19 protein-coding genes are annotated in these 20856 nt (G+C 61.6%); 10 read left to right on the forward strand and 9 right to left on the reverse strand.

All coding sequences use genetic code 11. The annotated features are described in order from the left end of the window. Positions 1–158 precede the first annotated feature (158 nt). The 3 genes from ppk1 to ACWGKN_RS09480 all read left to right on the forward strand — a co-directional run bounded on the left by ppk1 (position 159) and on the right by ACWGKN_RS09480 (position 3769). On the forward strand, positions 159–2345 hold the full coding sequence (ppk1, locus tag ACWGKN_RS09470; RefSeq protein ID WP_052160073.1) for a polyphosphate kinase 1: 2187 nt from the start codon (positions 159–161) through the stop codon (positions 2343–2345). A gap of 232 nt (positions 2346–2577) precedes the next feature. After that, positions 2578–3321, forward strand: a complete 744-nt coding sequence (locus ACWGKN_RS09475; protein ID WP_424255303.1) for a tetratricopeptide repeat protein — start codon at positions 2578–2580, stop codon at positions 3319–3321. 1 nt (position 3322) lies between these two features. Further along, positions 3323–3769, forward strand: coding sequence for an SH3 domain-containing protein (locus ACWGKN_RS09480; RefSeq protein ID WP_452095108.1), 447 nt, complete (start codon positions 3323–3325; stop codon positions 3767–3769). A gap of 11 nt (positions 3770–3780) precedes the next feature. Here ACWGKN_RS09480 and ACWGKN_RS09485 read toward each other — a convergent pair whose 3' ends face one another. The 3 genes from ACWGKN_RS09485 to rfbB form a co-directional block, all read right to left on the reverse strand. Continuing rightward, positions 3781–4890 carry a hypothetical protein gene (locus ACWGKN_RS09485; RefSeq protein WP_424255299.1) on the reverse strand — a complete coding sequence of 370 codons (1110 nt, stop codon included), beginning with the start codon at positions 4888–4890 and terminating at the stop codon, positions 3781–3783. A gap of 152 nt (positions 4891–5042) precedes the next feature. After that, positions 5043–5615 carry a dTDP-4-dehydrorhamnose 3,5-epimerase gene (rfbC, locus tag ACWGKN_RS09490; protein ID WP_035230671.1) on the reverse strand — a complete coding sequence of 191 codons (573 nt, stop codon included), beginning with the start codon at positions 5613–5615 and terminating at the stop codon, positions 5043–5045. Between the two features lie 50 nt (positions 5616–5665). Further along, positions 5666–6742 (reverse strand): dTDP-glucose 4,6-dehydratase, encoded by a 1077-nt coding sequence (gene rfbB / locus ACWGKN_RS09495; RefSeq protein WP_452095109.1) that lies wholly within the window; start codon positions 6740–6742, stop codon positions 5666–5668. A 119-nt stretch (positions 6743–6861) separates the two neighbouring features. Between rfbB and ACWGKN_RS09500 the strand changes: the two genes are divergently transcribed. Then, entirely contained in the window at positions 6862–8448 is a 1587-nt protein-coding gene (locus ACWGKN_RS09500) for a peptide chain release factor 3 (RefSeq protein ID WP_035230667.1), read from the forward strand. A gap of 108 nt (positions 8449–8556) precedes the next feature. Here ACWGKN_RS09500 and ACWGKN_RS09505 read toward each other — a convergent pair whose 3' ends face one another. Beyond that, the gene (locus ACWGKN_RS09505) at positions 8557–8850 is read right to left on the reverse strand and encodes a DUF134 domain-containing protein (RefSeq protein ID WP_424255296.1); all 294 of its coding nucleotides are present in this window, start codon (positions 8848–8850) and stop codon (positions 8557–8559) included. 104 nt (positions 8851–8954) lie between these two features. Further along, positions 8955–9344 carry a NifB/NifX family molybdenum-iron cluster-binding protein gene (locus ACWGKN_RS09510; protein WP_052160071.1) on the reverse strand — a complete coding sequence of 130 codons (390 nt, stop codon included), beginning with the start codon at positions 9342–9344 and terminating at the stop codon, positions 8955–8957. Between the two features lie 266 nt (positions 9345–9610). Between ACWGKN_RS09510 and ACWGKN_RS09515 the strand changes: the two genes are divergently transcribed. The 3 genes from ACWGKN_RS09515 to hemB all read left to right on the forward strand — a co-directional run bounded on the left by ACWGKN_RS09515 (position 9611) and on the right by hemB (position 13564). Continuing rightward, on the forward strand, positions 9611–10204 hold the full coding sequence (locus ACWGKN_RS09515) for a DUF4390 domain-containing protein (protein ID WP_052160068.1): 594 nt from the start codon (positions 9611–9613) through the stop codon (positions 10202–10204). Continuing rightward, positions 10201–12495, forward strand: a complete 2295-nt coding sequence (locus ACWGKN_RS09520; RefSeq protein WP_452095110.1) for a sensor histidine kinase — start codon at positions 10201–10203, stop codon at positions 12493–12495. The genes ACWGKN_RS09515 and ACWGKN_RS09520 overlap by 4 nt, the downstream gene beginning before the upstream one ends. 94 nt (positions 12496–12589) lie before the next feature. Continuing rightward, positions 12590–13564, forward strand: coding sequence for a porphobilinogen synthase (hemB, locus tag ACWGKN_RS09525; RefSeq protein WP_035230661.1), 975 nt, complete (start codon positions 12590–12592; stop codon positions 13562–13564). Between the two features lie 93 nt (positions 13565–13657). Here hemB and ACWGKN_RS09530 read toward each other — a convergent pair whose 3' ends face one another. From ACWGKN_RS09530 to ACWGKN_RS09545, 4 genes are all read right to left on the reverse strand, one after another. Next, positions 13658–14062, reverse strand: a complete 405-nt coding sequence (locus ACWGKN_RS09530; RefSeq protein ID WP_424255290.1) for a VanZ family protein — start codon at positions 14060–14062, stop codon at positions 13658–13660. After that, complete coding sequence (locus ACWGKN_RS09535) at positions 14059–14583, reverse strand: SEC-C metal-binding domain-containing protein (RefSeq protein WP_452095111.1); 525 nt, start codon at positions 14581–14583, stop codon at positions 14059–14061. The genes ACWGKN_RS09530 and ACWGKN_RS09535 overlap by 4 nt, the downstream gene beginning before the upstream one ends. Positions 14584–14616: 33 nt before the next feature. Beyond that, positions 14617–16788, reverse strand: coding sequence for an adenosylcobalamin-dependent ribonucleoside-diphosphate reductase (locus tag ACWGKN_RS09540; protein ID WP_452095112.1), 2172 nt, complete (start codon positions 16786–16788; stop codon positions 14617–14619). A gap of 267 nt (positions 16789–17055) precedes the next feature. Beyond that, the gene (locus tag ACWGKN_RS09545) at positions 17056–17748 is read right to left on the reverse strand and encodes an ion channel (protein ID WP_424255285.1); all 693 of its coding nucleotides are present in this window, start codon (positions 17746–17748) and stop codon (positions 17056–17058) included. A gap of 803 nt (positions 17749–18551) precedes the next feature. Between ACWGKN_RS09545 and ACWGKN_RS09550 the strand changes: the two genes are divergently transcribed. The 3 genes from ACWGKN_RS09550 to ACWGKN_RS09560 are packed head-to-tail and all read left to right on the forward strand — an operon-like array spanning position 18552 to position 20832. Further along, the gene (locus tag ACWGKN_RS09550) at positions 18552–18989 is read left to right on the forward strand and encodes a NifB/NifX family molybdenum-iron cluster-binding protein (RefSeq protein WP_035230791.1); all 438 of its coding nucleotides are present in this window, start codon (positions 18552–18554) and stop codon (positions 18987–18989) included. Positions 18990–19024: 35 nt separating this feature from the next. Further along, entirely contained in the window at positions 19025–19954 is a 930-nt protein-coding gene (locus tag ACWGKN_RS09555; RefSeq protein WP_452095113.1) for a P-loop NTPase, read from the forward strand. Next, positions 19951–20832: a nucleotide-binding protein gene (locus ACWGKN_RS09560; RefSeq protein ID WP_452095114.1), complete on the forward strand. Its 882-nt coding sequence runs from the start codon at positions 19951–19953 to the stop codon at positions 20830–20832. The genes ACWGKN_RS09555 and ACWGKN_RS09560 overlap by 4 nt, the downstream gene beginning before the upstream one ends. Positions 20833–20856 lie beyond the last annotated feature (24 nt).

The raw sequence follows: 20856 nt of genomic DNA on the forward strand, positions 1-20856 counted from the left end.
CGATACCGGTGTTCGACGCTGAACCCGCAATCGGCCTGAATTGCCTTGCCCTCTCCGCAACCGACGGTACCTGTATCGCCATCGTTGTCGACGGCGGCAGAGCCGGCCGATGTCTTCACCATCAGGCCAGTCCCGACGGTCACAACCGGATATAAACGATGAAAAGCGAAACACCCAGGCCGGTGAAAAATCCGGACCAGGAGATACCGAAGGTCACCGATCTCTCCAGTCCCAAATGGTTTCTGAACCGTGAGCTGACCTGGCTCGAGTTCAACCGCCGGGTCCTCGCCGAAGGCCAGGATCCGCGGACACCGCTGCTCGAGCGGGTCTTTTTCCTCGCGGTGATCGGCTCCAACCTCGACGAGTTCTACATGAAGCGCATCGGCGGCCTGAAGCAGCAGCTGTGGGCCGGCGTCAAGAGACCCTCCATCGACGGCATGCTGCCCAAGCAGCAGCTCGAGGCCTGCTACTCGGTCGTCAAGGACCTGCTCGACCAGCAGCAGCAGCTCGAGGAGACCCTGCTCAAGCTCCTGGCCGACGAGGGCATCAGGGTCTGCCAGTTCGGCGAGCTGAGCCAGAAACAGCAGCAGGAGATGACGAAATATTTCAGGAAAGAGCTCTACCCCCTGCTGATTCCGCAGGGAATCGACCCGGCCCACCCCTTTCCCTTCATCTCCAACCTCTCGGTCAATTGGCTGGTGGCGACCAGCGAGAAGGGACAGGAGCAGGTCTTTCTCAACCGGCTCAAGGTCCCGACCGGCATCGGCGCCCCCCGCTTCATCAAGGTCGGCAGCGACCACCTCTACATCACCTTTGAAGACCTGGTCAGCAACAACCTCGACATTATCTTTCCGGGATTGGTCATCCACAGCTGCGAGCTGTTCCGGGTGACCAGGAACGCCATAACCGAGCGGACCGGCGAGCAGGCCAACGACCTGCTGGCGATGATCGAATCAGCCCTCCGCGACCGCAAGTTCGCCGACATCGTCCGCCTCGAGGTCGGACCTTGCATGACCAAAGACCACCGCGGCCTGCTGGCGGCGGAACTCGGCATCGACGTCGAGGAGGACGTGATCGAGTCCCCCGGCATCATGGGCAAGCGTGACTTCCTCGAGATCGCCAGAATCGATAAGCCGTCGCTCCACTATCCGCCGCACCAGCCGTGCGACCACCCGAAGCTGCTGACCGAGGAACCGAACATCTTCCACATCATCCGGGCCCAGAAGTCGATCCTGCTCCAGCATCCCTACGAGTCCTTCGACACCACGGTGGAGAGGTTCCTCAAGGAGGCGAGCACCGATCCCAAGGTCCTGGTGATCAAGATGACCCTCTACCGCACCAGCGCCGACTCGCGGATCATCGAGTACCTGATCGACGCCGCCCAGAACGGCAAGCAGGTGGCGGTGGTGGTCGAGCTGATGGCCCGTTTCGACGAATCGGCCAACATCCGCTGGGCCGAGACGATGGAGGAGGCCGGGATCCACGTGACCTACGGGGTGGTCGGGCTGAAGACCCACAGCAAGGTCATCTTCGTCGTCCGCCGCGACTACAGCGGCCTGCAGCGCTACGCCCATATCGGCACCGGCAACTACCACGCCGGCACCGCCCGGGGCTACAGCGACATCGGCCTGCTGACCAACGATCCGGTGATCTGCGAGGACCTCACCGAGCTCTTCAACTACCTCACCACCGGCTACGCCCCGGCCCGCAAGTACCAGAAGCTGCTGCCGTCGCCGAACATGCTGAAGAAGGCCCTGCTGGCCAAGATCGAGCGGGAGATCAGCGAGCACAGCGACACCAGCCCCGGCCTGATCCAGTTCAAGACCAACGCCATCGAGGACAAGCAGATCACCGAGGCCCTGTACCGGGCCTCCCAGGCAGGGGTCCATGTCGACCTTATCGTCCGCGACAGCTGCCGCCTCCGTCCCGGCATTCCCGGGCTGTCGGAGAACATCTCGGTGATCTCGGTGGTCGGGCGCTTTCTCGAACACTCGCGGATCTACTATTTCCGCAACGGCGGCAATCCAGAGTACTTCATCGGCTCGGCCGACCTGATGAAGCGCAATCTCGAGGCCAGGGTCGAGGTCGTGGTCCCGGTCGAGGGCAAGGAACTGCAGCAGGAACTGCGCGAGATCCTCGACGTCCACATCTTCAACCGCCGCAGCGCCTGGGAATTGCAGCCCGACGGTTCCTACGTCCAGCGGCAGCCGAAGGAAGGCGACGAGGGCCGTACCGTCCAGGAGATCCTCATCGACCTGGCCGAACAGCGCTTCGCCGCCTCGCCGCTGGCACGAAGAAAGAAGGGCAAAAAAACGGCCAAAGGGACCTTGCGGAAAAGGAATTAGTTGCCTCTCCGCCTCGCCCTGCCGCCGCTGCCGGTCGACCAAGACGGCAGCCCGCATCCCCATGCCGTCCGGCCGAATAGCACGTGAAATTTCCCTCACCTGACAGTACAATGGGGGACCTTCGTCATCGCCCGAAGAGATATTTTCTCAGGCCGGGCAGGATTCCCGTACAGCTGCCGGGATCGCTATCCATCACCTACAGCAATGCACAATGAGTGACATAGAAGGGAGCATGACACCAATGAAACTGAAATCGACGGGACTTTTCCTCATTCTCCTCGCCGGATTGTCGACTGCATCACCGGGCCAGGCAACAGAACCGTCGCCATTCGCCCTCCCTCCTGCAAGCGATGAAGAGCAGAGCGCGACCGCCTCGCCGTTCGTCCTGCCCGCGGACAAACAGCCGCAGCCAAAAGCCCCGACCCCCGGTCCGGACAGCGCCTTCGACCAGCCGGCCGAAAGCCGGGGAGCGCCCACCGCCCCTGCCGCCAACCAGCCGCCAGCCGGAACGGTCGTCGACCTGGGGGCCGCGCCGCCACCGGCGCCGTCAACGGTCGGTACCGCTCCGGCGACAGGTCCAACATCGGTCACCGGCACCCCGGCGGGTGGCCTGTCCGTCACTGAACTGCTCGGAATGGGGACCGATTTCGCCCGCCAAGGGCGATACGAGGAGGCGCGGGTGGCCCTGGAGAAAGCCGCGGCCATCGATCCCGGCAATGTCTATGTCCTCAACAACCTGGGCCTTGTCATGCGCCGGCTCGGGCGCATCGACGAGGCGACCCGGGCCTATACCTCGGCGATCCAGTACAACCCGGGATACGCCCTTACCTACAAGAACTACGGCATCCTCCTTGAACAGCACGGGGAGACGCGACGGGCGATCGACGCCTATCGTCGTTACGCGAGCCTCGCCCCGGATGCCCCCGATGCCGGCATGGTCAGCCAGCGGGCCGACTGGCTGGCAGGAGGGTACTGATATGGGTGCCGAGTTCACCGTATGGCGACGGGCCATTCTCCTTGCCACCGGCAGTCTCGTCCTGATGATGGCGGGGTGCGCCGAGGTGCCGCCGCGGGGCGGGATGGTCTATGCGCCGCCGAGCAGGAACTACATGACCGTCCAGACCGACACGCTCAACATGCGGCAGTGCCCGGATACCTCCTGCCAGGTCACGGTCCTTCTCTATCGGGGGGAAACGGTTGCCGTTCGGCAGCAGAACGGGATGTGGTCGGAGATCGAAACGAGGAAAGGGGCCGTCGGCTGGGTCGCCTCACGTTATCTCGTCAACCTTCCTTCCTTCGACAATCCGGCGGCCACGATGGGGTCCGCCCCTCCCGCCATGCCGGAAGAGGAACTGGCAGCGCCGGTTGCACTACCCGCACCCGCCACCCGGCCACCGGAGATATCGGAGGAATTCAGCCAGTAGCGGCTGATTTCCTACCGAACCGGCGCCATCAACTTCAGCGATTCCACCATGTGCTGGAAGATCGCCACGTTCTGCTGGTAGATCTGCCGCGGCGCCGAGTAACTGATGAGCAGCAGGTAGGGCGAATGGTCGATGCCCAACTGGGTATGGCCGAAGGTGACCCGTTGTTTCTTCGAGTCCTCGGCCGGATAGGTGGCCAGAAAGAACGGGGCGACCTGGCCCGCGGCCTGGATCTGGCTCTTGGATTCGATCCTGGCCCCGTCCATCTGGGAATACCGGTTGAGAAGGGTCAGCATCCGATCCTTGAGACTGCCGACCACCCCTTTCTCGGTATCGACCACCTGAACGATGACGCTGATCTCGGACTCCGGGGTTCCGGGCTGGCCGCTGAACATGTAATCGCTGTTGACCCCGACGGTCTGAAATGTCCAGGTCTCCGGCAACTCGAACGAGAAGCCGAACTGCTTATCCTGGAAGGTCTTGTATGTCAGGCCGGGTTGCGACGGCCCAGCTGCCTGTCCGCCCTGTGGCGGCGGAGCGGCAGGGGCAGGGGCCGGGGTTGGGGCGGCGGGAGCGTCGCCCTCCGGTTGAGCGGCAGGCGGCAGATCCTCGGGTTGGTTCTGCGGCGGCGCCGGTGGCACAGCCTGGCCGGGCGCGGGCTGCTGCCCCGGGGTGGTCGGGAATCCCTTCGTCGCCGGCATGCCGGCGGCAGGCACGACCGAGAAGCCGGTCTGTTCCTCGACCTCGCCGTCGAGGACAAACTCCACCTCGTAGCGTCCAACCGGCCAGCCGTTTTCCGGCGGGTTGAAGGCGTAGCTGAGATAGCGGCTGCCCTCGACCTTCACCGTATCCTCGGCAATCTGCTGCCGGTTTCCTTCCAGATAATAGAACACCGCCTTGACGCCGGTGTCCGCCGGGGCGTTCTTCACCCTGACCGTGGCATAGAGCGTCTTGGTGTCGGAGGGAAAGATCGTCGCCTTCTCCAGCGGCGCCTTGGTGTTGAGATCGACGGCGGTACTGATCGCCGGTTCGCTGAGTCCGGTGGTCGTCAGCTGCAACGGTGACTCACAGCCGGCGAGCGCCAGAGTCATGACGGCTAGGAGAAGAACAAGACGGCGCATACGAATCCTCCCACATGGCAATGTGGATACATTTCCTATGAAATTCGGCAGGATTGGATCAATCCTCGACCACCCGGGATCATCCCGGCGTGGCTGGTTGCAATCTAATGTGTTTTACCGGAGTGTTCAAGCATCTCGGGCCATTCCTGCCGTCAATCTCCGAGTCCCGGCGGGAAATTGCCATCGTAGACCTCGGCCGTCCGGAAAGGGACCCCCTGCATGTCCTTGACGGAAAGCACCGGTTTCCCGTCCAGCGGCCAGGTGATGCCGAGATCCGGGTCGTTCCAGATAATGCAGCGTTCGTGCTCCGGGGCATAGTAGTCGGTGGTGCGATACAGGAACTCGGCCGACTCGGAGAGCACCAGGAAGCCGTGGCCGAATCCCGGCGGCAGCCAGAGCTGTTTCTTGTTCTCGGCGCTGAGGATCTCGCCGACCCACCGGCCGAAGGTCGGCGAATTCCGGCGCAGGTCAACCGCGACATCGAAGACTTCGCCCACCACCACCCGCACCAGCTTGCCCTGGGCCTGCCGGATCTGGTAGTGAAGCCCGCGCAGGACGCCGCGGATCGAGCGGGAATGGTTGTCCTGAACAAAGGCTGCCGTCAGGCCGGTCTGCTCCCGCCACTCCCGCTGATTGAAACTCTCGTAGAAAAACCCCCGCTCGTCGCCGAACACCTTCGGTTCGACGATCAGCACCTCGGGAATGGTTGTCTGTAGTACCTGCATTGTTTCTCTTCCTTGTCACCGTGCTGCGGGGGTGCGGCAGCCTCCGTCCATCAGTGGGCGCCGTACATCGTCCGGTAATATTCCTGGTAGCTGCCGTCCACCACCGCGGCTACCCAGTCCCGGTTGGCCAGGTACCAGTCGACGGTCATTTCGATCCCCTGCTCGAAACCGACCTTCGGCTGCCACCCCAGTTCTTCCCTGATCCTGGTGGCGTCGATGGCGTAGCGGCGGTCGTGGCCGAGCCGGTCCTTGACGAAGGTGATCAGCGACCGGCGGGTCATCCCCGTTGCCGGCAGGCCAAGCCTCCGGTCGAGGATATCGCAGACCAGGGTCACCACCTCGATGTTCATCTTCTCGTTGTTGCCGCCGATATTGTAGCTGCGGCCGGGCTCCCCGCGCTCCAGGACCTCGAGCACGGCCTCGCAGTGGTCGCCGACATAGAGCCAGTCGCGGATATTGCGGCCGTCGCCATAGACCGGCAGGCTTTTTCCCTGCATGGCGTTATGGAGGATAAGCGGGATGAGTTTTTCCGGGAACTGGTACGGGCCGTAGTTGTTCGAACAGTTGGTGATGAGCGTCGGCAGGCCGTAGGTGTGGAAATAGGCGTTGACCAGATGATCGGAGGAGGCCTTCGAGGCTGAATAGGGCGAACGCGGGTCGTACGCGGTGGTCTCGCTGAAATACCCTTCGGCCCCGAGCGAGCCGTAGACCTCGTCGGTGCTGATATGGAGAAAGCGCGGCGCCGCCGCCTGCGGCCCTTCTCCCGACCAGCTTTTGCGGGCCGCTTCGAGCAGGGTGAAGGTGCCGACGATATTGGTGGTGATGAACGCGGCCGGGCCGGTGATCGACCGGTCGACGTGTGATTCGGCGGCGAAATGGACCACCGTGTCGATCCGCTCGGCGGCGAACAGCTCCTCGACCGCGGCCGCATCGCCGATATCGGCCCTGACAAACCGGTACTCCGCCCCCTCGTCGATGCCGTCCAGGTTGTTGAGGTTGCCGGCATAGGTCAGCCTGTCGAGGTTGATCAGCCGCCAATCCGGGCGTCTGTCCCGGAGCAGGCGGACGAAATTGGCGCCGATGAAGCCGCAGCCCCCGGTCACCAGGACGGTGCGTGTTTTTTGCATGGGAATCCGATTTCTGTTTGCATTATGGAAAAAAGGACCTATTCTGCTGTGTTTTTCTCAGCCTGTTCTTATAATACCTGTTACCGATATCGCAAAGGACAATTTTTTACAATAGCATCATGAACAAACAACTTGAAGCGGAAATAGCCAAGCGGCGGACCTTCGGCATCATCAGCCATCCCGACGCCGGCAAGACCACCCTCACCGAAAAGCTGCTGCTGTTCGGCGGCGCCATCAACCTCGCCGGGGCGGTCAAGTCGCGCAAGGTCGAGCGCCATGCCACCAGCGACTGGATGGCGATCGAGCAGGAGCGCGGCATCTCGGTGACCACCTCGGTGATGAAGTTCACCTACCGCGACTATGAGATCAACCTCCTCGACACCCCCGGCCACCAGGACTTCTCGGAGGATACCTACCGGGTGCTGACCGCCGTCGACTCGGCGATCATGGTCATCGACAGCGCCAAGGGGGTCGAGGCCCAGACCGAGAAGCTGATGGAGGTGTGCCGGATGCGCAACACCCCGATCATCACCTTCATCAACAAGCTCGACCGCGAGGGCCTGGCACCGCTCGACCTCTTGGCCGAGATCGAGGAAAAACTGCAGATCGAGTGCACCCCGCTGACCTGGCCGATCGGCATGGGCAAGACCTTCAAGGGTGTCTACAACATCCTCCGCCGGCAGCTGCACCTGTTCACCGCCGGCCAGGACAGCCGGCTCAGCCCCGGCATCACCATCGACGGCCTCGACGACCCCGAGCTCGACCGGCTGCTCGGCCACCAGGCCGATGAACTGCGGACCGACATCGAACTGCTCGAGGGGGCGGCCAACCCCTTCGAATACGATCATTATCTGACGGCCAGCCAGAGCCCGGTGTTCTTCGGCAGCGCCATCAACAACTTCGGGGTGCGCGAACTGCTCGACACCTTCGTCGAGATGGCCCCGCCGCCCGGACCGCGCCAGTCGGCCACCCGGGTGGTTGAACCGCAGGAGGAGGCATTCTCCGGTTTCGTTTTCAAGATCCAGGCCAACATGAACCCGGCCCACCGTGACCGCATCGCCTTCCTCCGCATCTGTTCCGGCACCTTCACCCGCGGCATGAAGGTCCGCCACCACCGGCTCGGCAAGGACATCACCCTCGCCAACGCCACGATCTTCATGGCCCAGGAGCGCTCCCACGTCGAGGAGGCATTCCCCGGCGACATCATCGGCCTGCACAACCACGGCACGATCAAGATCGGCGACACCTTCACCCCGAAGGAGGAACTGAAGTTCACCGGCATCCCCAACTTCGCCCCGGAGCACTTCCGCCGGGTGCTGCTGAAGAACCCGCTGAAGATGAAACAGCTGCAGAAGGGGCTGGTACAGCTGGCCGAGGAGGGGGCAATCCAGGTGTTCCGGCCGATCATCGGCTCGGACTACATCATGGGGGCGGTGGGCGTGCTGCAGTTCGAGGTGACGATGGCCCGGCTGAAGAACGAGTACGGGGTCGAGGCGGTCTACGAACCGGTCGAATACCAGGCCGCCCGCTGGGTGAGCTGCGGCGACAAGAAGAAGTTGGCGGAATTCGAGCGCAAAAACCAGATGGCCCTGGCCTACGATTCGGAAGGGTTCCTCACCTACCTGTCGCAGAGCGAATGGATGCTGAAGTTCTTCATGGAGAAGTGGCCGGACGTCGAGTTCCACAAGACCCGCGAGAATATCTGACCAGCCGCGACCGAAAAAAGCACCGGCCTCACCACACGGCGGGAGAAGGGCATCCGGAATCGATAGAAAGGCGGGACTGAGCCGGCGGGAAGCGACGGGAGGGGAGGTTTATGCCTGTTCGTCCTCATTGACGAAGATCAGGGCCTGCCCCTCGGCAAGGGCGGTCGCCGTCTTCTTCCTGGCCAATGTGATGATCCGCTGGATTGTCCCCCGCGAAACCCCCATCTTCTGACCGGCCTCTTCCTGGGTCAATCCCTCGCTGTCGCACAGGATCAAGGCCTCGAGTTCGTCCCGATACAGGTTAACCTGCTCAAGCTCGGTCAAGGGGGTCCCGGTCGGTTTGAAGGCCCGGCCGCAGAAATTACATTGGCAGTGGCGGATTTTTTTTGGTCGTGGTGACATCGACGGCATCTATGTGGAGATTGAGGCAGGCCCGCAACCACGGGCCTGCCGGAAGGACCATTCTCATCTTATACTGCCGATCAGCGTAAAAAGCAACGATTCTGTCAATGATGACAATTACCTGAGCCTTGGCACACCTGGTCCGGATGCATCACCGGCAACTGATTGGCTGCAAGATGATCGATGACCGCACTGACGCTGGGGACCGCCTCGCGATTGGCGAAATAGACCTTGATACCGACCTCGGCGAAACCCTGCATCGGCCTCGCCCCCATGCCTCCGACGACAATCGCGTCGACGCCGGCATCGTGGAGGATCCTGACCGGAACCATGCATCCGCCCGCCTCGTGCGTCCCGTTCGCCACCGTCTCGACCGCGGTGACGGCGTTGTTGTCATCAAGATCGACCACGGTAAAGATCTCGCAATGCCCGAAATGATCGGATCGTACGGCATCCAGCCCGCCGGGCCGATCCGTTGGTATCGCTACTCGCATTTTCATTCTCCTGTTGATAAAATTATCGATGCTTTTCGGATGTGCATATGCACATTTAATCGTGTATATGCACATGTAGTCTCCCGGCTGCCGTTTGTCAAGATATAATGACGGGTTCCCGGGCTGGAGCTTTCAGACCTTCTCCAGCAGGAACAAGCGATGGACAGTTGTTACCATTTCAGGTAGATTGTCCGCATATCCGTCCACCCTGACAACATCCCGGTTCAGTAGAGTAACTCTTTTTATAGCAATGAATTAGCGTATTGATGTTGAAAAGAATTTTTCTCCTCCTGCTGATGATCGCGCTCACCACCCAGGGGTTGTCTCCAGCCGGGGCAGAGGAGAATGAAGATGCGGCCATCGTCGATCTCACGGCGACCAGTTCCGACTCCCATCTGCTCCTCTTCGGCTCCCTCCGCAACAGCTTTACCGAGGAGATGCTCGAGGGTCTGCACAGCGGCATCCCCATCCGCTTTTCCTTCTTCATCGAACTGCATCAACGGACGAGCTCGATGGCCGACAAGCTGGTCGTCGCGCGGTCCTTCACCCACATCTTGACCTACGATATCCTCAAGGAAACATACCATGTCGAACTCGAGGAGGACAGGCGGAAGATCCATATCTTCGCCTCATTGCTCGATGCCCAGACCGTCCTCAACGACCTGAATGGCGTCAAAATCATCGAGCTTTCGCAATTATCCCCGAACGCCGTCTACACACTTCAGGTCAAGGCCGAAATCTTCAACAAGACCCTGCCCCTGAGCCTGCAGCATGTCGTCCCGTTCGTGTCATGGTGGGATATCAAGACCGACTGGCACACTCTTACCTTCAAACTCGGAACACCCGACAGGCCCCGATGAACCCGACGCCTCCACAACAGAACACGCCTTTGCCGGACGACAACCAGGCGCCGGGAAAACTCCCCTACACCCCGGAACAGCTCGCCCAGAAACGTCGGCTCATCCGCTGGGTCATCGTGGTCTGTGCCTGCTTCATCCCTCTCTCGGTCTGGCTCCAGGGCTCGCTGCTGGGGCACGAAGCGACGTTGCCGACCAGCAACAACATCCTCATCTTCGCCCTGCTCAACCTCAACGTCCTGCTGGTCCTCTTCGTCCTCTTCCTGGTCCTCCGCAACCTCGCCGAACTGCTGTTCGAGAGGCGGATCAACCGGCTGGGCAGCAAGTTGAAGACCAAGCTGATCGTCTCCTTCCTGTCGCTTACCCTGATCCCGACCATCCTCCTCTTCTTCGTCTCGCTGCAATTCGTCTCGACCAGCATGGAGTACTGGTTCAACACCAGCATCGAGAACTCGCTCCAGGAATCGCTCAAGCTGGCCCAATCCCTGCTCCTCGAGACCGAAGAACAGGTCGGCCAGATGAGCAAGGGGGTCGAAGCCCGGTTGCGGCAGCTGGAGCTGAAGTCCACCAACGCCCTCGAAATCAACCAGTCGCTCGAACACATCCTCGCCTTCAACGCCATCAACGGCCCGGACAGCCTGGCGATCATCTCCGACGACAACAATCTCGAGATCTCGGTGGTCAGTCCCGACCTCAAGGACGTCGATCTGCCGAAGATCCCGCTCAGCCTGATGCGCGATGTCAGAACCAACGGCAAACGCCGGACCACCATCCAGGATACGCCCAAGGGCGACCTGGTGCGCTGCGTCAGCAAGATCGAGGTCGGCAATCTGCCCTCGACCCTGATCACCTCGCTGCTGGTCAACCAGGAACAGGTGTCACGGATGGAGGTGATCTCCAAGGGGCTCGAAGGCTATCGCCAGCTCAAGCATTTCAAGGACCCTTTCAAGTTCTGGCTCTTCGTCATCCTGCTGATCGTGACCCTGCTGATCATCTTTGCCGCGATCTGGTTCGGGCTCTACATCTCCCGCGGCATCACCGGACCTCTGGAGAAGCTGGCCGCCGCCACCCGCCGCGTTGCCGAGGGCGATCTCGAATTCGAAATGGAGGCCGAATCCGATGACGAGATGGGCCAACTCGTCACTTCGTTCAACACCATGACCCACAATCTGAGCACCAGCAACCGCCATCTGGCCGAGGCTCATGCCGCCCTGCAGACCAGCTCCCAGGAGGCGGAACAGCGGCGGCGCTATACCGAAATCATCCTCCAGAGCGTCTCCACCGGAGTCATCTCCCTTGACGAACACGGCCACATCACCACCTTCAACCGTTTCGCCGAGAAGCTTCTCCACATCGACCGTTCCCTTTTCCTCGGCCGCCGTTACACCGAGATCCTGCCGCCGCAGCAGGCGGCCATCGGCGCCGGCTTCATCGACGAGCTCAATGCCACCGGCAAGACCACGATCGAGCAGCACCTCCGGCTCAACATCATGGGCCGCAACTACTCGCTGCTGGTCACCTTCATGCGGCTGACGGACGAGGGCAGGAATCCGCTCGGATTCGTTCTCGTCTTCGACGACCTGACCAAGATGGAGAAGATGCAGCGGGTGGCGGCCTGGCGGGAGGTGGCACGCCGGATCGCCCACGAGATCAAGAATCCGCTGACCCCGATCCAGCTCTCGGCCCAGCGACTGCGCAAGCGCTACCCGGAGATCCTGACCGAGGAGGACGGCGTCTTCGATTCCTGCACCAGCACCATCATCACCCAGGTCGACGAACTCAAGCGCCTGGTCAGCGAATTCTCCCAGTTCGCCCGGATGCCGAAGGTCCACAAGGCCCCGTCCGACCTGACCAGACTGACCCGCAACACCATCTCCCTCTACGAACAGGCGCATCGGGACATCACCTTCCGCTGCAACGAGGTCAACCCGATCCCGATCTTCAGCTTTGACCCCGAACAGATCAAACGCTGCATCATCAACCTGCTCGACAATGCGATTGCAGTTTTGCCGGACGGAGGTACAATAGACATCGAATTGTCCCTGTCTCAGGAAGGCGAAAGTGTCGTCATCAGGATCTCCGACGACGGACCGGGAATCTCCAAGGAAAACAAGCTCAAACTCTTCGAGCCCTATTTTTCGACGAAGAAGGCCGGAACCGGTCTCGGGCTCGCCATCGTCTCGACCATCGTCTCCGACCATAACGGCTATGTCCGGGTGCAGGACAACATGCCGAAGGGCTCGACCTTCATCGTCGAACTCCCCGTCGCCGCACCGGAATCGCGCAAGGGATAAGCAATCGGAACGGGCAGACGCAGGCCGGGCAGCGACGCCGCACCGGGCATCCGGCCGGACCGTCCCTTTTCCACCTCAACCACAGGAGCAGACCATGGTTTTTCCAGAATATCGACCGCGCCGGATGCGCAAGAACGAGGCCTTCCGAGGCCTGATCCGCGAGACCCGGCTTGATGCCGCCCAGTTGATCCATCCCCTCTTCGTCATGCCGGGCAAAAACAAACGCGAGGCCATCGGCTCGATGCCGGGGGTCTTCCGGGTCAGCGTCGACCAACTGGCGCAGGAGGCGAGGGAATGCCTCGATCTCGGTGTCAACTCCGTCATCCTCTTCGGCCTGCCGGAGAAGAAGGACGCCATGGGTTCCGGCGCCCATGCCAAGAACGGCATCATCCAGCAGGCGATCCGGGAATTGAAGAACAAGGCCCCGGAACTGATGGTCGTCACCGATGTCTGTCTCTGCGAGTACACCGATCACGGCCACTGCGGCTGCCTGATCAACAATGCGGTCGACAACGACGCAACCCTGGAGATCCTGGCCAAGACCGCCCTGTCCCATGCCGAGGCCGGGGCCGACATGGTCGCCCCCTCCGACATGATGGACGGCCGCGTCGCCGAGATCCGCGCCGCCCTCGACGAGCACGGCCACGAGACCGTGCCGATCATGTCCTACGCCGTCAAGTACGCCTCCGCCTTCTACGGCCCGTTCCGCGACGCCGCCGACTGCGCCCCCCAGTTCGGCGACCGCCGCGGCTACCAGATGGACCCGGCCAACAGCCGCGAGGCCCTGCGCGAGGCTACCCTCGATGTCGACGAGGGGGCCGATATCCTGATGGTCAAACCGGCGGTGGCCTACCTCGACATCATCAGCAAGCTGCGCGACGAGTTCGACCTGCCGATCGCCGCCTACCACGTCAGCGGCGAGTACGCGATGATCAAGGCCGCCGCCGAGAAGGGGTGGATCGACGGCGACAAGGTCATGGCGGAGACCCTGCTGTCGATCAAGCGGGCCGGCGCCGATATCATCATCACCTATTTCGCCAAGGACATGGCCCGACTGCTGCGGGGGTGATCGCAGTATTCGGGGCAATAAAAAAGGGAGCCGGGATCATCCCCCGCTCCCTTTGCTCCCCTCGTCGTCGATCAGCCCGACCGGACGTTGCGGTCAGCCCGACTCCTTGCCGACGGCTCGCTTGCCCGCCTGCACCTGCACGACAACCCACCCCGCGGACACGACGACGGCGCCGAAGGTGTCGGCCACAATGTCCGCCAGGCTGGGAAACCGGCCGGGAATAAAGGATTGGTGGAACTCGTCGGAGAGGCCGTACACCAGACACCAGATGACGACGATCCCGACCACCGGCCAGGGACGGCGCTGCCGCAGATCCGGCTCGAAGGCGCCGACCAGGGCCGCCGCCAGCAGCCCGTAGATGAAGAAATGGGCGATCTTGTCGAAGTGCGGAAACAGCGGCGGCAGGTCATCCGCCTGCTGGTGCGACAGCAGGAAGATCGCCGCCATGACCCCGATCGCCGGCAGCAGACGGGCCGGGGCCGGCAACGAACGGCTCATACGGCGGGGCTCTCCTCCTTGTTCGGCAGGTGAATGGCCCGCAGCTGGCTATCGGAAAACCGCTTGCGGATCCTCCTGATCGCGGCGCTGATCTCCCGGCTGGGGGCATCGGCCAGGACCTGCATCGACTTGTCGGCATAGGCGGTGATCTCGAGCTGTTTGTCGCGGATGGCGAAGGTATGGCTCCAGTTGATCTCGATGATCTCCGGATTCTCGTTGATCGGCGACTCCAGGATCTCGCCGCCCCTCGCCACCTGGACGCAGTCGCAATCGGTCATCTCCAGCAGCCAGGCATCGCCGGTCGTCGTCGCATAGAGGAAAAAGACCCCCAATTCGCGATTGACCGCCCTCTTCTCCCGCGCCGCCTCCTGGATGGCCCCGACCCCGCTCATCAGGGTGATCTTCAGGGCCGCCTCGGCACTGAGCTGCGGCTTGGCCTCCCGCTCCTTCAGACCGCAGCAGTGTTTGTACTTCCTGCCGCTCTGACACGGACATTTCTCGTTTCTTCCTATTTTTCCCATCTCGTCACACCTTACAATCGCTGATCTTGCCCTTTATGAACATTTGCTGTAGCCGCAGGAGCGACAGGTCTCGCATCCTTCCTCAAACACCAGTCGGCCGGAGCACTCCGGGCAGATGCTGGAAAATCCCTGCTGGGTGCCGGCCAGAAACGACTTGAACAGTTTACTCAATTGCGCCGGCAGGTCAAGCATATGACCGCTCGAGCGGTCGAGTTGCTTGATGATTTCATCCATCGGCACATTGAAGCGGAGGGCCAGCGACACCAGGCGGCAGGTGGTGGTCCACATCGTCGACTTGTCCTTGAGGTCGAAGCGATTGTCGAAGGGGAACTTGGCGAAGACCTCCATCGGTTTCTCGTTCTCGTCAAAGCAGACGATAATATACACCGACTTCTGGTCCTGGTCCTTCAATTTATAGCGCTTGGCGTCGAGGATATCGGGCAGGGTCTTTTTGACCGGGCCGCTGGTCGAGACGACCGCCGTCTCCTCCTTTCCGGCGTTGTCTTTGGTGTTGAGCACCTGCGAATCGCGGGAGCCGTCGCGATAGACGGTCAGCCCCTTGCAGCCCAGTTTGTAGCCGGTGATGTAGGACAGCTTAACGTCTTCGCGGGTCGCCGCCTTGGGCAGGTTGATGGTCTTCGAGATCGAGCTGTCGACGCCGCTCTGCTGCAGGATCCCCTGCATCCGGATATGGTCCTCGGGGCTGATGTCCTGGGCGGTGCGGAAGATTTCCTGCCATTGCCCGGGGATCTCGGGATGGCCGATGACCGTGCCGCTGTCCGCGACCCGGCTCATCAGCTCTTCCGAATAAAAGCCCTCGGCCCTGGCGATCTGCTCGAAGTACTTGTTGACCAGGATCAGCCGATCGCCGTCCATCACGTGCTTGACCATGACGATGGAGTAGTACGGCTCGCAGCCTGAAGCGCAGTCGGCGATCATCGACACGGTGCCGGTCGGCTGGATCGAGGTCAGGGCCGCGTTGCGCCGGGCCGGATAGTGGTTGACGGCCGGATCGTAGGCCGGGAAGGGTCCCTTCTCGGCCGCCAGTTCAATCGAGCGCTCCTCCGCCGCATCCCTGATGAACTGCATCACCCTGGCCGACAGTTCCCGCCCCTGCTCGCTGCCGTAGGGAATGCCGAGCTGGATCAGCATGTCGTGCATCCCCATGATGCCGAGGCCGATCTTCCGCGTCTTCAGGGTCATCGTTTCAATCTCGGGGATCGGGAAGCGGTTGCAGTCGATGACGTTGTCGAGGAAATGGGTGGCGATCCGGGCGACATGCTTCAGCCGCTGGTAGTCCACCTCTCCCCCCCGGACGAAATTGGCGAGGTTGATCGAGCCGAGGTTGCAGCTCTCATACGGCAGCAGCCACTGCTCGCCGCAGGGGTTGGTGGCCTCGAACTCGCCCAGCTGCGGCGTCATGTTGGCGCGGTTGGCGGCGTCGATGAACAGGACCCCCGGTTCGCCGTTATGCCAGGCGAGATCGACGATCTTCTCGAAGACGGCGCGGGCGCTCAGGGTCGCCGTGACCTCTCGGGTCGACGGTTCGATCAGGTTGTAGTCGTCCCCCTCCTCCACCGCCTGCATGAAGGCATCGGTGACGGCGACACTGAAATTGAAGTTGTTGAAGCGGTTCGGGTCTTCCTTGGCGGAGATGAAATCCATGATGTCGGGGTGATCGACCCGCAGGACCCCCATATTGGCCCCGCGCCGCTTGCCGCCCTGCTTGATCGTCTCGGTGGCGGCATCGAAGACGGCGGCAAAGGACAGCGGACCCGAGGCGACACCCTGGGTCGAGCGGACGGAGGCGTTCTTCGAGCGCAGGCGGGAGAAGGAGTAGCCGGTGCCGCCCCCGGTCTTGTGCACCAGGGCGCCGTTGCGGATGGCGGAGAAGATCCCGTCCATCGAGTCCTCGATCGGCAGGACGAAACAGGCCGACAACTGGCCGAGATCGGTACCGGCATTCATCAGGCAGGGGGAATTGGGCAGAAAATCCATGCGATAGATGAGGTTGAAAAAGCTATCGCGCAACGCCCCGATCTGCTCGGGTTCCCGGTCGACCGCCGCCACCGCCCCCGCCACCCGGCGGCACAGCGTCTCCCAGGTCTCGATGGGATTGCCTTCGCTATCTTTCAAATAGTACCGCCTGGCCAGAACCGTCTCGGCGGTACTGGTCAACACCTGTTTCGTCAAATCCGGCGCCATCTCCCACCCTCCTCAAGGTGTAAAAAAACTGCATTGGTATACTCTCTGCTCCGTGCCCCCCGGCGTTGCCCTATGCGCGACACATGCCGGTCGAAACCGTCCGGCATAGGTCTGCGAAAAGTGGCAATCGAGTCAGTTTATACACCACATTTATTGGCCGCTCAAGCCTTATCTACAATATGTTGTATCTATGGAAATAAACCGAAAAACAACGGGATGACGTTCCGCAACCGGTTTCTGCCGGTTCAAGAAGGATTATTGCAGGGGTCAGGATGTCCCCTTGCCCCGGTGACGAACGATCGTCATCCCAATCAGCCGGGAAACAACGACGGCGATATAGGCGACACCGGCGAACTGTTCGAGCATCACCAGCACCCGCGCCGGCGGGGTAATGGGCACGATATCGCCGAGGCCGGTCGCCGACAGGTTATTGAAGCTCAGCGACAGCAGTTCGAGAAAGGTCTGCGGCTGACTGGAGGAAGGGTCGCCGCCGAAGCTGCCCGGGATCCAGATCTGGCAGGCCAGGTAGGCATAGGCGAACCCCCAGGCAAGCAGGGTGAAGGTGGCGCCGGCGGCGAACAGCTCGTCGGTCGTCACCCGGTAATCCCCCATCATGTAGGTTATCAGGCTCGCCGCCGCGTACAGGTACAGGACCGCCTCCATCGACGACGACCACAGCAGCAGGGTCGGGTTGACGATCATCACGGACAACAGCGACAGCCCGATCGCCGGGGCCGCGAGGAGCCAGGTGATCCAGCGGACCATCGGACTGCGGTCGATAATCCAGACGACAATGGCCAGCAACAACACGCCGAACGTGCCGAGAACGGCCGGCCCGCCCGAACTGCCGTCAAGCACGGCATACAGGAGCAGGCTCACCAGTTGCGCGACGAGCAGGAACGCCGACGGGTGGCGGCGCGCAAAACTCCGCCGGTTCAGCGACAACGTTTCAGTGGTCATAGCGGCTGCGGCCCCCTGAGTCTTTTGCGGCCAACAATTTTGTTTTTTCCCGTGTTCATCCCATCCCTCCTTTTTTATCAACGCGACGGGCCTCCATCCCCCCTCCCGACCGGACCATTCCAGTCCCGGAGGCTGTCCAGGCCTGGACCCCATCACCACCCGAGGCACTGGCGGCCGCGAAAAGTTGTGCCATAACGACGCCTGGCATCACCGTTATCGTTCATTTTCTGACAGAATACCGGCGCAACACCCGTTTGTACAACAAATGGCACCCGATTTGGTACCGCAACACCGATAGGCTGAAAAAACCATGAAGGGCCTATTCAGGCAGCAAGTTTGTAAGGTTACTACGCAGTCATCGTATTGAGCGGATTATAACCGATCACCCCCACGGACAGCCGCATGGATATCCCATTTTGTCATCGGGAAAAAGATCAGATGACAATCGAACGGAATCGGCTCTGGCGGCGGATACTTTTCTGCCACATCAAGGTTTGGACCTGATCCAATCTTTCATCCACAGCACGGCAGAGGACAAGCGCCACCCGCCTGTGACACATTGTGACACTTGATTTCACGATGGCGAAGAAATAAAATAAGCATATGTTCATTTGAACGACCTCTACACGGAGGAGAACTCCAATGAAAGAGGTTTTCCCGAAGTTACGATCGCAAGGCCTCCACAGGAACAGACGGTTCCGATGGAGGCCTTTAATTTTTTTGGCGAAGCGGAAGGAACCCGCAGATCAACGGCCCGGGAAACGTGCCCGGATCGGGCAGACAACACTACAATGGAGGACAATATGAGACTATGCATAAGCGCCAGCGGCAAAGACATGGATGCCAGGGTGGATACCGCCTTTGGCAGGACTCCCTATTTTCAGATCATTGATACGGAGAGCATGGCACGAGAGGTGATTGAGAACCCGGCTGCCGCCGGCGGCCAGGGGGCAGGTATCGCCGCGGCCCAGTTGATGGCGGACAAGGGAGTACAGGCCATATTGACCGGTGTTGTCGGTCCCAATGCCTCCGATGCCCTGCGGGCCTGCAATATCACGGTCTTTGAAGGGGCCTCCGCCGCCGATACCGTGCAGGAGGCGCTGGCCAGGTTTTTGCGCAGTGAATTCAAGGAGGTCTCTGCGGCATCTGCAGGTCAGGGATGCCGTCCCGGCATGGGGCAGGGCATGGGACGGGGCCGGGGACAGGGAATGGGCAGAGGAACGGGGCGATGCCGCCGGTAATTCAACAGATAACCCAGGTCGTCGCGGGGTAAGCAATGAGAACACTGCATCCCGAATTGCTCAAGGCCTTTCACGGCAGGGGTTTTTCAACCCCGGTCATCGGCGTCACCGGCGGCAAAGGCGGAGTCGGCAAAACCACGGTCGCCGTCAATCTGGCCTCCGCCATTGCCGGCATGGGATTCAGGGTGGCGCTGGTCGATGGGGACGTCGACAACCCCAATGCCGGGATCATCCTGGCCATGGAGGTTGCCGATCCGGAAGAGATATACACGACCATCCCGGAAATCGATGCCGCCCGCTGCAATGCCTGCGGCGACTGCGTCAGGGCCTGTCGTCTCCACGCCCTTCTGCTGCCGCCGGGCAAGGCGGCAATGCTCGTCGGCGATTGCAACGGCTGCGAGGCCTGCCTCCTCGTCTGCCAGCAACAGGCGATTATCAGGGGGCGAAAACTGGTCGGCAGGACGTATGCATCCCGCGATGACCTTCTCACCCTCTTTACCGGTGAACTGTTGCCCGGCCAGGAAGAGAGCGCTGCGGTCGTGAAGGCTGTCAAGAAGAAGGCCTTTCAGGAGGCGGAACACTTTGATCTCGTCGTGGTCGACACCTCGCCGGGAGTGCACTGCAACGTCATTTCCGCCCTGGAAGGCGCCGACCTCGCCATCGCGGTGACGGAACCGACGCGCCTCGGCGCCCACGACCTCGACCTGATCCTCCAACTCCTGGACCTCTTTCAGCTCGCCGGAAAAATCGTCCTGAACCGCGCCGATCTGCCCGGCAGTAAAGAGGAAATAGAGGCGATCGCCGGCCGCCATGGAAGGCGCGTCTGGAAGGAAATCGACACTGACGAGGCCCTGATGCGGAGTTTTGTCGAGGCCGTTCCCATTGTCCGGAGTAATCCGGAGGCGCCCAGCGCCACGGTTTTTCGCGATCTCGCGAGCGAGATCGCCAAGGAGTACCTGAGATGAAGGAAATCGTTGTCCTGAGCGGCAAGGGCGGGGTCGGCAAGTCATCGATCACCGCATCGCTGGGGGATATCCTTGCCGAGAGATATGCCCTGCTCCTGGCCGACACCGATGTCGACGCCCCCAATCTCCATCTCGTCCTCGGCGCCCGGCGCGACAGCTTCGAGGAAATCGCGACCTCCGAGAAGGCGGTGATCGATGACGACAAATGCGCGCGCTGCATGGTATGCGCTGCGACCTGTCGCTTCGATGCCATCATCGGCGAGGATAAACCGATCGTCGCCTTTTATGCCTGCGAGGGATGCGGGGCCTGCGCGATTGCCTGTCCCGAACAGGCGATCGAGATCCGCCACGCGACCAACGGCAGGGTGAACGCCTACTCGACCCCTCTGCTGCATGTGATCGGCGGAGAACTGTATATCGGCGAAAGCAGTTCCGGCCGGTTGGTCGACATCGTCAAACGGACGGCAAGGCGGAAGGCGGAGGATATCGGCGCCAAACTCATCCTGACCGACGGGCCGCCCGGTATCGGTTGCCCGGTGATCGCCTCGATCAAGGGGGCAGCCTTCGTGCTGATCGTTACCGAGCCGTCGCCTGCGGCCCTGCATGACATGGCGAGGCTGCTCGAGGTCATCGGCTTTTTCAAGGCGCCGGCCGGTCTGGTCCTCAACAAGACAGGACGGCAACCGCGTATCGAGAAGATCATCCAGGATTTTGCCGACAATCATGGGCTGCCGATCCTTGGCGAAATACCGTACGACATCGCGATGCCGCTGGCCATCAGCATGGCCCAACCAGTGGTGACCGCCTTTCCCGACAGCCCGCCGGCCCTGGCCATCCGGGCGATTGCCGATCGGCTGGCGGAAGCGATCGGCCCATAACAGCAGCACCACCGGAGACGAGAC

The organism is Desulfoprunum sp. (genome assembly GCF_053613775.1).